Annotated in this window: 14 protein-coding genes; 13 read left to right on the top strand and 1 reads right to left on the bottom strand. The window is 36.3% G+C overall.

Going from position 1 to position 13,825, the window contains the following annotated elements:
• Positions 1-2 precede the first annotated feature (2 nt).
• Entirely contained in the window at positions 3-710 is a 708-nt protein-coding gene (locus HWV59_RS01415; RefSeq protein WP_175637925.1) for a DUF554 domain-containing protein, read from the top strand.
• Positions 711-892: 182 nt separating this feature from the next.
• Here HWV59_RS01415 and yyaC read toward each other — a convergent pair whose 3' ends face one another.
• The gene (gene yyaC / locus HWV59_RS01410; protein WP_175637924.1) at positions 893-1,516 is read right to left on the bottom strand and encodes a spore protease YyaC; all 624 of its coding nucleotides are present in this window, start codon (positions 1,514-1,516) and stop codon (positions 893-895) included.
• Positions 1,517-1,613: 97 nt separating this feature from the next.
• On the opposite strand from yyaC, the gene HWV59_RS01405 reads away from it, so the two are divergent.
• The 12 genes from HWV59_RS01405 (at position 1,614) to dnaB (ending at position 13,693) form a co-directional block, all read left to right on the top strand.
• Positions 1,614-2,633, top strand: coding sequence for a YkvI family membrane protein (locus HWV59_RS01405; protein WP_175637923.1), 1,020 nt, complete (start codon positions 1,614-1,616; stop codon positions 2,631-2,633).
• 147 nt (positions 2,634-2,780) lie between these two features.
• Entirely contained in the window at positions 2,781-3,650 is an 870-nt protein-coding gene (locus HWV59_RS01400; RefSeq protein ID WP_175637922.1) for a mechanosensitive ion channel family protein, read from the top strand.
• 14 nt (positions 3,651-3,664) lie between these two features.
• Positions 3,665-3,871 (top strand): DUF951 domain-containing protein, encoded by a 207-nt coding sequence (locus HWV59_RS01395; protein WP_175637921.1) that lies wholly within the window; start codon positions 3,665-3,667, stop codon positions 3,869-3,871.
• A gap of 16 nt (positions 3,872-3,887) precedes the next feature.
• Positions 3,888-5,894, top strand: coding sequence for a molybdopterin-dependent oxidoreductase (locus HWV59_RS01390; RefSeq protein WP_175637920.1), 2,007 nt, complete (start codon positions 3,888-3,890; stop codon positions 5,892-5,894).
• A 150-nt stretch (positions 5,895-6,044) separates the two neighbouring features.
• Positions 6,045-7,145 carry a redox-regulated ATPase YchF gene (ychF, locus tag HWV59_RS01385; RefSeq protein WP_175637919.1) on the top strand — a complete coding sequence of 367 codons (1,101 nt, stop codon included), beginning with the start codon at positions 6,045-6,047 and terminating at the stop codon, positions 7,143-7,145.
• A 117-nt stretch (positions 7,146-7,262) separates the two neighbouring features.
• A complete protein-coding gene (rpsF, locus tag HWV59_RS01380; protein WP_102231820.1) occupies positions 7,263-7,550 on the top strand; it encodes a 30S ribosomal protein S6 in 288 nt (95 codons plus the stop codon).
• Positions 7,551-7,587: 37 nt separating this feature from the next.
• Positions 7,588-8,106 (top strand): single-stranded DNA-binding protein, encoded by a 519-nt coding sequence (gene ssb, locus HWV59_RS01375; protein ID WP_102231791.1) that lies wholly within the window; start codon positions 7,588-7,590, stop codon positions 8,104-8,106.
• Positions 8,107-8,144: 38 nt separating this feature from the next.
• A complete protein-coding gene (gene rpsR, locus HWV59_RS01370) occupies positions 8,145-8,384 on the top strand; it encodes a 30S ribosomal protein S18 (protein ID WP_026561616.1) in 240 nt (79 codons plus the stop codon).
• Positions 8,385-8,726: 342 nt separating this feature from the next.
• Positions 8,727-9,662, top strand: a complete 936-nt coding sequence (locus HWV59_RS01365) for a YybS family protein (RefSeq protein WP_175637918.1) — start codon at positions 8,727-8,729, stop codon at positions 9,660-9,662.
• 35 nt (positions 9,663-9,697) lie between these two features.
• Entirely contained in the window at positions 9,698-11,671 is a 1,974-nt protein-coding gene (locus tag HWV59_RS01360; protein ID WP_175637917.1) for a DHH family phosphoesterase, read from the top strand.
• Positions 11,668-12,114, top strand: coding sequence for a 50S ribosomal protein L9 (rplI, locus tag HWV59_RS01355; RefSeq protein ID WP_026561613.1), 447 nt, complete (start codon positions 11,668-11,670; stop codon positions 12,112-12,114). The genes HWV59_RS01360 and rplI overlap by 4 nt, the downstream gene beginning before the upstream one ends.
• 223 nt (positions 12,115-12,337) lie before the next feature.
• Entirely contained in the window at positions 12,338-13,693 is a 1,356-nt protein-coding gene (dnaB, locus tag HWV59_RS01350) for a replicative DNA helicase (protein ID WP_102231819.1), read from the top strand.
• Positions 13,694-13,825: the final 132 nt, after the last annotated feature.

The following is a 13,825-nucleotide window of genomic DNA, read 5'->3' as shown; positions in this document are numbered from 1 at the left end:
AATTGGTTTTATTTGGGAGTATTGTGAATGCATTAGGGATTATCCTCGGAACATTAATTGGACTATTACTAAGGAAAATACCTGAACAGATGAAGCAAACAGTTATGACAGCTATTGGACTCTCTGTTGTTGTATTAGGATTGGATATGGCTTTGAAGAGTGAAGACTTCTTTTTTGTTATCGTTAGTTTAGTTTTAGGAACTGTTATGGGAGAATGGTTAAAGCTAGAAGATCACCTTCATGAAGTAGGAAATATGCTGGAGAAAAAGCTTGGTAAATCTTCTACCGGGAATATTGCCCAAGGGTTTGTAACAGCAACATTGATATTTGTGGTTGGAGCTATGGCAATCATTGGGGCACTAGATAGTGGATTAAGACTGGATCATTCTGTGCTCCTTACAAAATCTATGATAGATGGTTTTACCAGTATGGTATTAGCAAGTACCCTTGGGATAGGTGTATTATTTTCGGCAATTCCTGTCTTCCTCTATCAAGGAGGAATTGCTTTATTTGCAAATGTTATTCATCAATTCCTATCAGATTCACTATTAGAAAGTTTAATTGCAGAGCTAACTGCAGCAGGTGGAGTTCTTATTATGGCAATAGGAATCAATATATTAGGTCTAAAAAAAATCAGGGTGGCAAATTTATTGCCAAGTATTGTTGTAATTACAACAATCGTTCTTATTCAATATAACTTTTCATCATAAATCATTTCTATACACTGCAACCATTTGTAGTGTATTTTTTGTGCGTTAAGCAAGTATAAATAGCAGCAATGAAGAATAATCAATGTTGTGGCTCTTTTAAAGTATAAACATAACTAATCATCACGCTTCGCTTTACAGGTCCTATGTTCGGGTGAGATTTCTTTATCGTATTAGAGAAGATATTAATTTATGGCAGTATCCTGATTTGCTAACCAATTTCTTCTGACTGAAATACGCTTTTCCAGATAGATTTTCTCGGCTTCAATAATACCTGTAGAAATAATGTCAGCCATGCTCATGACTAAATGCAATCTTGTATTTTGTAAAACAAGGAATTCCATGTACCCACTAATATTTACAATGCCGGTTATATGCATATCACCAACTTCAGGCAATTCTTTGTTAACACCTGCACCAGGTTTAATGGATCCTTTTGCTACTTCCATAAATCCCACACTTTTAAATCTCCCTAAGCAGGCATCTATTGCAATAATGAAGGGATTTCGATGTGTGTCTCTTATAAATTGAATGGTTTCTTCAAGATTAACAGCGTGAACCGGATCCTTTAAGGTTCCATAGACATGGAAATGACTTACTTCTTTTTTTGTAGAAGTACCTATTAAAGGCCCTAAACAATCTCCGGTAGAGCGGTCTGTTCCAATACAAATAATAACAATAGGCTTATAGAATAGTTTTGGTAAGTGCTCTAAAATCATATTTGTTAAGAAGGATGTAGCTTTTTCATCTTCGTAATGGATGCGACCTTGGTTCTTTTCTGATTGAAAAAGACCTGATTTTAGATTCATAGAATTCACTCCCACGTCATAGTAGTAACAGTATACGGAGAAAAGTATGATTCTATACATGTTCGTTGTAATTAGGACAACCATAAGAGGTGGGAAAATGAAATCAGGTATTAAATGGATGTTTCTAATCTTAGGAACAATGATTGGTGCGGGATATGCATCCGGAAGAGAAATATGGGAATTTTTTGGTTTTGAAAGTGGACTGGCAATCATCATCTTCACTGTTATTTTTATGATTTCTATCTATGTTATTATGAAAATTAGTTATGAAGAAAAATCAACCCACTTCTTTCCAATAATAGAAAGGTTAGTAGGGAAAAAGCTTTCATATGTGTATGATGTTCTCATCATGATGTATTTATTTACAACAACAATTGTAATGATTGCTGGTGGCGGTGCTACTCTTGAAGCCTTTGCGATTCCTTACTGGGGTGGAATCACCTTTTTTTCAGTATTACTCATTCTTCTTTTTGTCGGAAGTACAAATGGCATTATTAAACTGAATGCTTTTGTTATTCCCATTCTTGCTTTAGGGCTTTTTTATTCTCTATTATCCTTTAATATCAATCATCATCATTCATGGACTTTCGATTTAAATAAACAATATAATTGGCCTGCTGCCTTTACCTTTACTTCTCTAAACATTTTATCTCTTATTGCAGTATTATCTGCAATTGGCAGGGAAATGAAAGGGTTGAAGGAGGCAAAGGTTGCCAGCATAGGAAGTGGGCTTGTTCTTGGAGTTATTTCCTTTATTTATAATGAAACGTTATTACAGGTTTCAGATTATTTGGCAGAATATGAGATTCCCCTTTTTGCTATATTAAAGGGGTCGTCATTTGCCTTCTTCCTCTTTATGTCGATTATGTTATGGATTGCAATTTATACAAGTGCCGTTGCTGGGGTATTTGGCCTTGCTTCACGACTAAAGGATATGATTAAAATGCCTTTTTGGATCATAGCTGCTATTTTAGTTATCAGTATGATTCCTTTTACTCGTTTTGGTTTTGCAAATTTAGTGGCAATTTTATATCCTTTATATGGCTTAATCAACCTTTATTTACTTGTTACAATCCTCCTTTATCCAATCTTAAGTCGTTACCGAACAAGAGATTAGTTCTATGTCAAACTACTTTTGTCTTTACTATACAGGAAGGGTGAGACATAATTTCTATACTTCGAGACGAATATATATAATTGTTTAAATTCCGTAGTATAATTAGCTATGAAAATGTATTAAGTTTGATCGTAAAGGATGATTTTATTGAAGATACTCGAAGAATTGTGGTTTCAAATTGTCGATTATGTAACAAATATAGTGTTATGGATTTCATTAGGACAAGGTATATTAAAGATTTGCTTAATTTTCATTGTCGCAACTGCTTTTATTCGAATCGGTAAAATTGCTATAAGTAAAGTATTTTTATTCCGCGGGAAATCACCCATTCGAATTTCTGAAAGAAGAGAAAATACGTTAGCCAAGTTACTTGAAAATATTCTCACTTATGTTGTGTACTTTATTGCCATTATAATGGTCTTAGAAACATTGGGACTTGATGTAGCTGCTTTACTTGCAGGAGCAGGAATTGTTGGGCTGGCGGTAGGTTTTGGTGCACAAAACTTAGTGAGAGATATTATAACAGGATTTTTTATTATTTTTGAGGATCAATTTTCTGTAGGCGATTATGTCCGTATTTCCACCTTTGAAGGAACAGTTGAAGAAATTGGTTTACGTACATCGAAAATAAAAAGTTGGACAGGAGAAGTTCATATCTTGCCTAACGGAAACATAACTGAAGTGACAAATTTCTCTATTAATAATAGCGTTGCTTTCGTTGATATTAGTATTGCCTATGAAAGCAATATTTCAAAGGCAGAAATAGTCATACAGGAATTATTAATGGAAGTACAAGATAAGTATGAAGATATCGTTAGTCCTCCTGAATTATTAGGAGTTCAAAATTTAGGTGCTTCTGAAGTCATTCTTCGTGTGATATGTGAAGTTGAACCGATGAAGCATTTCCATATTGCAAGGATGCTGAGAAAAGACATTAAAACAAGATTGGATGAGAGAGGTATAGAGATCCCTTATCCTCGTATTGTTATGTATAACAGAAAAGAAGAAGTAAGCTAGGAGGTACTTATACTATGGATAAAGAATTTGGCTTAAATGATATTGTTGAAATGAAAAAACAGCATCCATGTGGAACGAATGAATGGAAGATTATTAGAATGGGAATGGATGTCCGGATTAAATGTCTGGGTTGTAATCATAGTGTACTTATTCCTCGTAAGGAGTTTTCTAGAAAAATAAAAAAGGTATTAGTTAGAAACGAGGAAGCAAACGAACTATAAGTGGGGATAGGCATTTATGAAACAAAAAGTTAATTCATCATGTCCTTTGAATTGTTGGGATAGCTGTGGTTTTGAAGTAACAGTCGAAAATGGGAAAGTTATTAAGGTTGATGGAGATAAGGAGCATCCGATTACTCAGGGAAAGATTTGTGGAAGAGGCCGGATGCTTGAAACAAAGACAAATTCCAACGAAAGATTGACTGTTCCCTTAAAAAAGGTAAATGGACATTTTGAGGAGATCTCCTGGAATCAAGCTCTCAATGAAATTGCAGAAAAAATGAGTGATATAAAAAAATCCTATGGACCAAGCGCTGTCCTGCACAGCCATGATTATGCGAATAATGGTCTATTAAAAAATCTCGATAAAAGATTTTTTAACTGTTATGGTGGCGCGACTCACTTAGTCGGCAGTATTTGCTGGGGTTCTGGTATTGAAGCTCAAACCTGGGATTTTGGCAGCTCGGATAGTCATGCTCCAGACGATATTCTCCATAGCCGAAACATTGTGATTTGGGGAAGAAATGTAGCGAGAACAAATATGCATTTGTTTCAAAAGCTACAAGAAGCAAAAAAACAGGGTGCAACAATAACTGTCATTGATCCAATTTATAATGCAACAGCAAAAATCTCTGATCAATATATTTCGGTCAAGCCTGGTATGGACGGACTATTAGCAATTGGCATTATGAAATACATCATCAGAGAAAATAAGGAAGATAAGAGTTTTATTGAGAACTATACTGTAGGATATACTGATTTACTAGAGTTAGTAAATCAGTTCACAATTGAAGAAATCTGTTTAAAAGCAGAGGTTACGTTAACAGAAATTGAATATTTAGCTTCCATCTATATAAATGGACCAACCTCAACATTTTTAGGTCTTGGTATGCAACGTTATGCAAATGGTGGAAATACCATTCGCTTAATTGATGCTTTAGTTGCCATAAGCGGAAATGTAGGAGTTCAAGGTGGCGGAGCCAACTTCGGGAATATTCAAGTTGGAAAAAGCTTCAATAAGGATGTTCTTACATTATCAGCTAAAAAAACAGAATCAAGAACTTTCACTATGATGCAACAAGCAGAGGGAATCTTAGATTCAATGGATCCTTCCATTCAAATGATTATTGTGACATGTGGTAATCCAATCGTCCAGGTTCCTGACTCAAATAAGATGATTAAAGCATTTCAATCAGTCGAAACAGTTGTCGTTATTGACCATTTTTTAACAGATACAGCAGAAATGGCTGATTATGTTCTGCCTACCACAACTGTTTTTGAAGAAGAAGACATTTATTATGCATCCATGTATCATCACTATGTAAATTATGGAGACAAGCTGGTAGAACCCCCGGGTGAGGCAAAGTCTGATTTATGGATTTGGACACAGCTAGCTGAGCGACTAGGTTTTGGTGATGCCTTTTCTTATTCAAGAGATGAGTTTCTCAAAATGGGAATTGAGCACCTTGAGTCAGATGGAATTACACTTGAGAAACTTAAAGAGGAAAAGAGACTGCCGTTACCTGTTAACCATACACCATGGAATGATCGGAAATTTTCAACACCGAGTGGAAAATTCGAGTTTACATCAGAGCTGGGATATGAAAAGGGATTTGAAGGTAAACCACACTATTTGTTTCCAAGTGAATCAGGCCATACAAACCCTGCACTAGCCAACCAATATCCTTATCAGCTGTTATCCATCCATCCGTTACGCTCAAATCATTCACAGCATTATGTGTTAATAGAAGCTATGCAATCAGTAAAAATTGAGGTATCAGAGGATATTGCAATCGAAAAGCAATTAGCTGAAGGAGATAAGGTGAGAATTCACAATAATCGAGGTGAATTAACCGGTTCAGTCAAAATAATGAAAAGGGCCCATCCCAAAACAGTAAATGTTGATGAAGGATTATGGCACAAGTTTGGAGGCTCAGTCAACCTCCTCACACCTGATTCTGTATCAGACAATGGACAAGGAAGTACTTTATACGATTGTTTAGTAGGATTAGAAAAAGTAGATTGATTTTTATGAAGAGCTTTTACTAGCTCTTTTTTTAGTTTGTTATTTCATCAGTACGCTTGTATTTTAAGCATTTACTATCTATAATTGTTGAAGATTGATTGAAATCGGACAAGACAAATTTCTTTGTTTTATAATAGAGGAGTGGGAAAAATGGCATTAACTGCTGGAATCGTAGGTCTACCTAACGTAGGAAAATCTACATTATTTAACGCAATTACACAAGCTGGGGCAGAATCAGCTAACTATCCATTCTGTACGATAGATCCTAACGTTGGAATTGTAGAAGTTCCAGATGAACGTTTACAAAAATTAACAGAACTTGTTAAGCCGAAAAAGACAATTCCGACTGCTTTTGAATTTACGGATATTGCAGGAATTGTTAAAGGTGCGAGTAAAGGAGAAGGTTTAGGTAATAAATTCCTTTCACATATTAGACAAGTAGATGCAATATGTCATGTTGTGCGTTGCTTTGCAGATGACAATATCACACATGTATCCGGTAAAGTGGATCCAATTTCTGATATTGAAACAATCAACTTAGAATTGATTTTAGCTGACTTGGAAACAGTTGATAAGCGTATTGATCGTGTTGCGAAATTGGCAAAGCAAAAAGAAAAAACAGCTGTATTTGAACACGAAATTTTGGTGAAGCTGAAAGAAGCATTTGAGAGCGAAAAGCCGGCACGTGCAGTTGAATTTAACGAAGAACAACTGAAGTATGTAAAACAATTACATCTTTTAACAATTAAACCAATTCTATATGTATCAAATGTAAGTGAGGATGAAGTTGCAGATCCTTCAAACAATCCATATGTTAAGCAGGTGCGTGAATTTGCTGCTGCTGAAAATGCAGAAGTAATTGTTGTTTGTGCAAAGATCGAATCAGAGATTGTTGAACTTGAGGGCGAAGAAAAGGAAATGTTCTTAGAAGAGCTAGGTATAGAGGAATCCGGTTTAGATCAATTAATTAAAGCATCTTACCATCTTCTTGGACTAGCTACTTACTTCACTGCAGGTGAACAAGAGGTTCGTGCTTGGACATTTAAAAAAGGAATGAAAGCTCCTCAGTGTGCAGGAATTATTCATACTGACTTTGAGAGAGGGTTCATTCGTGCTGAAACAGTTTCTTATGAGGATTTATTAGCAGCCAAAACAATGGGAGCAGCACGTGAAGCAGGAAAGGTTCGTTTGGAAGGTAAAGAATATATTGTTCAAGATGGAGATGTTATTCACTTCCGTTTTAATGTTTAAATGCTAACTTGCGTGTTTCCAATCTTTTTGTTATAATACCTAATTGTGAGTAATTTATTTATTTAATTGCTCCTTGCCCAATTATGGGCCGTTTAGACCAAAAGGAGGTGTAAGATGATGAGAAAGTACGAAGTTATGTACATCATCCGCCCAAACATTGAAGATGAAGCTAAGAAAGCTTTAGTAGAGCGTTTCAACAACGTTTTATCTGATAATGGTGCGGAAGTAGCAGAAACAAAAGAGTGGGGCAAACGTCGCCTAGCATACGAAATCAACGATTTCCGTGATGGTTACTATATGCTTCTTCAAGTAAGCTCTGAATCTGCTGCTGTTCAAGAATTCGATCGTTTAGCGAAAATCAGCGAAGATATCATTCGCCATATCGTTATTAAAAAAGAAGACTAATTGTGATAGATAAGATATACAAAAAAGGATGGTTCTGATGTTGAATCGAGTAGTATTAGTCGGAAGACTAACAAAAGATCCAGATCTGCGTTACACACCAAGCGGAGTAGCTGTTGCTACCTTCACACTAGCAGTAAACCGTACGTTTACAAACCAACAAGGTGAAAGAGAAGCAGATTTTCTTAACTGTGTTATTTGGCGAAAGCAGGCTGAAAATGTTGCGAATTTCCTGAAAAAAGGAAGCTTAGCAGGTGTTGACGGTCGTTTGCAGTCCCGTAGTTATGAAGATCAAACTGGAAAACGTGTTTATGTAACAGAAGTTGTTGCAGAAAGTGTCCAATTCCTTGAGCCTAGAGGAGCAAGTGGTGGAGGAAACAACAACAACTTCAACAATAATAATAACTTTGGTGGGTACCAAGGTGGTAATTCTGGCAATCAAAATCCATTCGGTTCAGATCAAAATCAACGTAATCAAGGTCGTACAAGCTTTGATGATGATCCATTTGCAAATGATGGAAAACCTATTGATATATCTGACGATGACTTACCGTTTTAATAGATAAACATTTAAGATAAGAAGGGAGGAAATTGATCATGGCAGGCGGACGTAAAGGTGGACGTGCAAAGCGTCGTAAAGTGTGTTTCTTCACATCTAATGGAATCACACACATCGATTATAAAGATGTAGATTTACTTAAAAAGTTCGTATCTGAGCGTGGTAAAATTTTACCTCGTCGTGTAACAGGTACTAGCGCTAAATACCAACGCAAATTGACTGTAGCAATCAAACGTGCTCGTCAAATGGCTTTATTACCATATGTTGCTGGTGAATAATTAATGAAAAAGCACAGAGATGGATTCATTCCTATCTGTGCTTTTTTCGTCATTAAATACCGCATTTTTAAGCAATTTTTAGGGTAAGATTTAGTAAAGACATAATACATATAAGGATATGTCCTGGAATCCTTAGTACGTAGATTTTTACAAGGTAAGAAAGTATAACTTTTTGGTACTTAGTATAGGTGTCTAGCTCCAGCGCCTAGCCCCGAAGCACAGGACTTGCAAGTGCAGTCATTGCGACAGGACGTCGCGTTAATGACTGCCTCGAGGTCATTTGTGTCTTATTTGCCCGAGGCTGGCCAAGGCGCTGGAGCTTTTCTAAAAAGAGGTGTCATTGTGAAGAAAGCTCATGTTTTAACAGAAGGGGCTGTATTATTAGCGCTTTATTTAGTCCTCATGCTTTTTGCGAGATATGTACCTATAATTGGTACAATCGTTTTATTTGTATTACCATTGCCTTTTATTATTTTTACAATCCGGCATGGTATCCGACTTACGTTTCTCTTAATTTTTGCAGGAAGTATTCTGTCCATTTTATTTGGTTCTATCTTTAGCATTATAACAGCTGTTACTTATGGTTTAAGCGGCTTAGTAATGGGTTATTTCTATAAGAGAAAGCAGACACTAGGCGTATTAGTTGGAGGAAGCTTAGCTTATACAGTTAGCCTTATTGTTACGTATATTGGAGCAAAGTTTTTAATGGAAATTGATTTTATTCATGACTCCATTGCTATGATGGAACAATCCATGGAACAATCAAAAACTATGTTGGAATCTTTTACAACAGATGAGCAACTAAGTGCACAGTTTGCTCAGTTGGAGCAAGGGTTAGAAATGATGGTACAGTTAGTTCCTACAATTTTTATTACACTTGGAGTAGTTTCTGCAGTTATCACTCATTTATTGGCCAGCCCAATACTTAGAAGACTAAGATTTGATCTTGCTCCATTAAAGCCATTCCGTGATTGGAAACTGCCAAGAAGTATTGTATGGTATTATTTAATTGTTTCCATTTTGTTAATGGTAAATCAAGATACAGATACCTTCCTTTTTACAGCCGTTATTAACCTTTATTTTATCTTGCAATTTTTTGTTCTTTTGCAAGGCTACTCATTTATATTTTATTACTCATTTATAAAAGGATGGTCAAAAGCCGTACCAATTTTAATCTTGATTGGCTCATTTCTTATCCCAATACTTCTTTATCTTATAAGAATCTTAGGTATAATTGATTTAGGCTTTCCTCTCCGTGGTAAAATATCAAAAAATTAGGTTTGTATTCACTGTTGCGAGGAGTTGAAAACAGCATGCCAAGTTTTTATGAGAAACCATTAATCCGTTATCCTATTTATGCATTGATCGGCGTAACAGTGATAGCCACACTTGTTTTATCTTTTTATAATTGGATCTTAGGATCTATTTTATTAGTCATTATAGCCATTGTCCTTTATTTCATTAAAAAAGCTCTCTCAGATTTTAAGGCTGAGATGGAAGAATACATAACAACGCTCTCATACCGATTGAAAAAAGTAGGCGAAGAAGCCTTGATGGAAATGCCAATCGGAATTATGCTCTTTAATGACCAATTTCAAATTGAATGGTCTAACCCTTTTATGACCTCTTGTTTTGATGAAGATACACTTGTTGGCAGGTCCCTTTTTGATTTGGCCGACTCCTTGGTCCCACTGATCAAACAAGAAGTTGAGTCTGAAACCATCACATTGTATGATAGAGAATTTAGGGTGATTATAAAAAGAGAAGAACGTTTAATTTACTTTTTTGATGTAACTGAGCAAATCGAGATTGAAAAGCAGTATGAAGATGAACGAACAGTCTTAGCGCTTATTTTCTTAGATAATTATGATGAAGTGACTCAAGGAATGGATGATCAAACAAGAAGTGCTATAAATAGTAACGTAACTTCTTTATTAAATAAATGGGCAAAGGATTATGGTGTCTTTCTGAAAAGAATTTCTTCCGAAAGGTTTCTCGGAGTATTAAACGAAGATATCTTAACAAGGCTAATAAAAACAAAGTTCTCGATATTAGATGAAGTACGGGATAAAACAATGATCCATAACGTTTCCCTAACGCTGAGTATTGGAGTGGGATCTGGCGTTTCTTCTTTGCAGGAGCTAGGAGATTTAGCTCAGTCAAGCTTAGACCTTGCGTTGGGACGTGGAGGAGATCAGGTAGGAATCAAGCAGCAAAATGGAAAGGTAAGATTCTTTGGAGGAAAAACAAATCCAATGGAGAAACGGACTAGAGTTCGTGCCCGAGTGATTTCACATGCGTTAAGGGAGATTGTAACTGAAAGTGACAAAGTCATGATCATGGGACATAAATACCCTGATATGGATGCCATTGGTTCTGCTATTGGGATTCTAAAGGTTTCACAAGTTAATGAAAAAGATGGATATATTATTTTAGATCCTGATGCACTTGATTCAGGAGTTGAACAATTATTATCTGAAGTTAAATTACATCCGGAATTATGGTCAAGGTTTATTACACCTGAGCAGGCCCTTGAAATCATGACAGATGATACGCTTTTAATTGTTGTAGATACACATAAACCTGCATTAGTTATTGATGAAAGAGTGCTGTCGAGAAGTGAACGCGTAATTGTCATTGATCATCATAGACGGGGCGAGGAATTTATAAAGGATCCGATTCTAGTCTATATGGAGCCGTACGCTTCTTCTACAGCCGAATTAGTAACAGAACTGCTGGAATACCAACCGAAGCATTTAAAAGTAAATATGATAGAGGCAACAGCCTTATTGGCTGGAATTATTGTAGATACAAAAAGCTTCACCCTTCGTACAGGATCACGTACATTTGATGCAGCGTCTTATTTGCGAGCCAAAGGCGCTGACACTATATTAGTACAGAAATTCTTAAAAGAAGACATTACAAGCTATGTGAGGCGTGCAAGACTTATTCAGAATGCTTCCATATTTAAAGAAGGTATAGCTATAACTGCTGCAGACGATCATGATTTTTATGAGCAGGTAACCATTGCTCAAGCAGCAGATACATTATTGTCAATGAACGGAATTGAAGCATCATTTGTTATCGCGAAACGTAATGAGGATATGGTAAGTGTAAGTGCCAGATCACTTGGAGATGTAAATGTTCAAATTATCATGGAAGCTCTTGGCGGCGGAGGACATCTAACAAATGCAGCAACTCAATTGCAGCATACTACGTTACAAGAAGCAGAAAATAGATTAAAATTAGCAATAGAAGACTATCTAGAAGGAGGAACAAAATCATGAAGGTAATCTTTTTGAAAGATGTAAAAGGTAAAGGGAAAAAAGGCGAAGTAAAAAATGTTGCTGACGGCTATGCACATAACTTTTTAATTAAACAAGGCCTTGCAGTAGAAGCGACAAATGCTAATGTAAGTTCATTAAATGCACAAAAGAAAAAAGTAGAGCAAGAAGCGATAGAAGAATTAGAACAAATGCAGCAACTAAAGGTTGACCTTGAAAAATTAACAGTAGAAATTCAAGCGAAATCAGGTGAGGGCGGCCGTTTATTTGGTTCTGTAACAAGCAAGCAAATTGCTGATGAACTGAAGAAAACTCATAGCATTAAACTTGATAAACGTAAATTAGATTTACCTGATGGTATTCGTGCACTAGGGTATACAAATGTTCCTGCTAAGCTTCATCCTGAAGTAAGTGCAACGATCAAAGTACATGTAAAAGAACAGTAAGTAAAATGTTGGAAGAGGTTGTGGTTTAGTGGAAAGATTGAAATTTGTCTTGAAGCGGAGCCACTTTTTTTTTATACTAGCACAAGATATGAGAGTTTAATGGATGCTAGAAAAAGAAAAACCTAGTGCTTGGTGACAAGCCAAGTTTTCATAATCCTAATTACCTAGAGACACTATTAGCAACTAATAGATTACTATAAACTTTAAAAGGACGGTGATCATCATTAACGAGTTACTTGGTGATCGTATTCCACCACAAAATATAGAGGCAGAACAGGCTGTTTTAGGGGCTATATTTCTAGTACCAGCCTCACTTACTTTAGCATCAGAGATATTAATACCTGATGATTTTTATCGTGCTGCCCATCAGAAAATATACAATGCCATGCTCGAGCTTTCAGACAAAGGTGAGCCTGTTGATATAGTGACCGTTACATCAGAATTAGCTGATGCAAACTTACTAGAAGAAGTAGGTGGAGTATCCTACCTTAGTGATCTGGCAAACTCAGCGCCAACTGCCGCAAATATTGAGTACTATGGGAAAATTGTAGAGGAAAAATCAATCTTAAGAAGACTGATTCGTACTGCTACAACCATCGCACAGGATGGATATAGCAGAGAAGATGAGGTTGAAGTCCTGCTCAATGAAGCGGAAAAGACAATTATGGAGGTAGCACAGCGAAAAAATGCTGGAGCCTTTCAAAATATTAAAGATGTATTAGTACAAACATATGATAATATTGAAACTCTCCATGAACGAATAGGTGATGTAACAGGTATTCCAACAGGATTTGTTGAATTAGATAGAATGACAGCAGGGTTTCAGCGAAATGACCTCATTATTGTAGCAGCTCGTCCATCTGTAGGTAAAACAGCCTTTGCATTGAATATTGCACAAAACGTTGCAACAAAAACAGATGAAAATGTAGCTATATTCAGTCTGGAGATGGGAGCAGACCAGCTTGTAATGAGGATGCTATGTGCAGAAGGAAATATTGATGCACAAAGACTTAGAACGGGATCATTAACACCTGAAGACTGGGGTAAGCTAACAATGGCGATGGGAAGCTTATCAGACTCAGGTATTTATATTGATGATACTCCTGGTATACGTGTAAGTGAAATTCGTGCAAAGTGCCGCCGCCTTAAGCAAGAAAGTGGACTTGGAATGGTATTAATTGATTACCTTCAGTTGATCCAAGGCTCCGGCCGTTCGGATAACCGTCAACAAGAGGTATCCGAAATTTCCCGTACACTAAAGGAACTGGCACGTGAACTAAAAGTACCTGTCATTGCATTATCACAGTTATCACGTGGTGTTGAGCAGCGTCAAGATAAACGCCCGATGATGTCAGATATTCGTGAATCTGGGAGTATTGAGCAGGATGCCGATATTGTTGCCTTCTTATATCGTGATGACTACTATGATAAAGAATCTGAAAACAAGAATATTATCGAAATCATTATAGCAAAGCAACGTAACGGTCCAGTTGGTACAGTTTCATTAGCCTTTGTAAAAGAATATAATAAATTCGTTAACCTGGAACGGCGATTTGATGATGAAGGTGTTCCGGCATAAGAAAGAAGATCGTGTTAGAGCGGTCTTCTTTTTTTAGTTTTGAAAAGGACTTTCATCTCGAGACTTAAGTTTTTCTTATTTTTTAACATGTATATTCCCTTAAATGGAAACAATATATTAGGGTCTAAAATG

It is taken from the genome of Metabacillus schmidteae, from assembly GCF_903166545.1.
Taxonomy (GTDB): Bacteria; Bacillota; Bacilli; order Bacillales; family Bacillaceae; genus Metabacillus; species Metabacillus schmidteae.
This window is presented reverse-complemented; position numbering and strand designations above follow the sequence as displayed.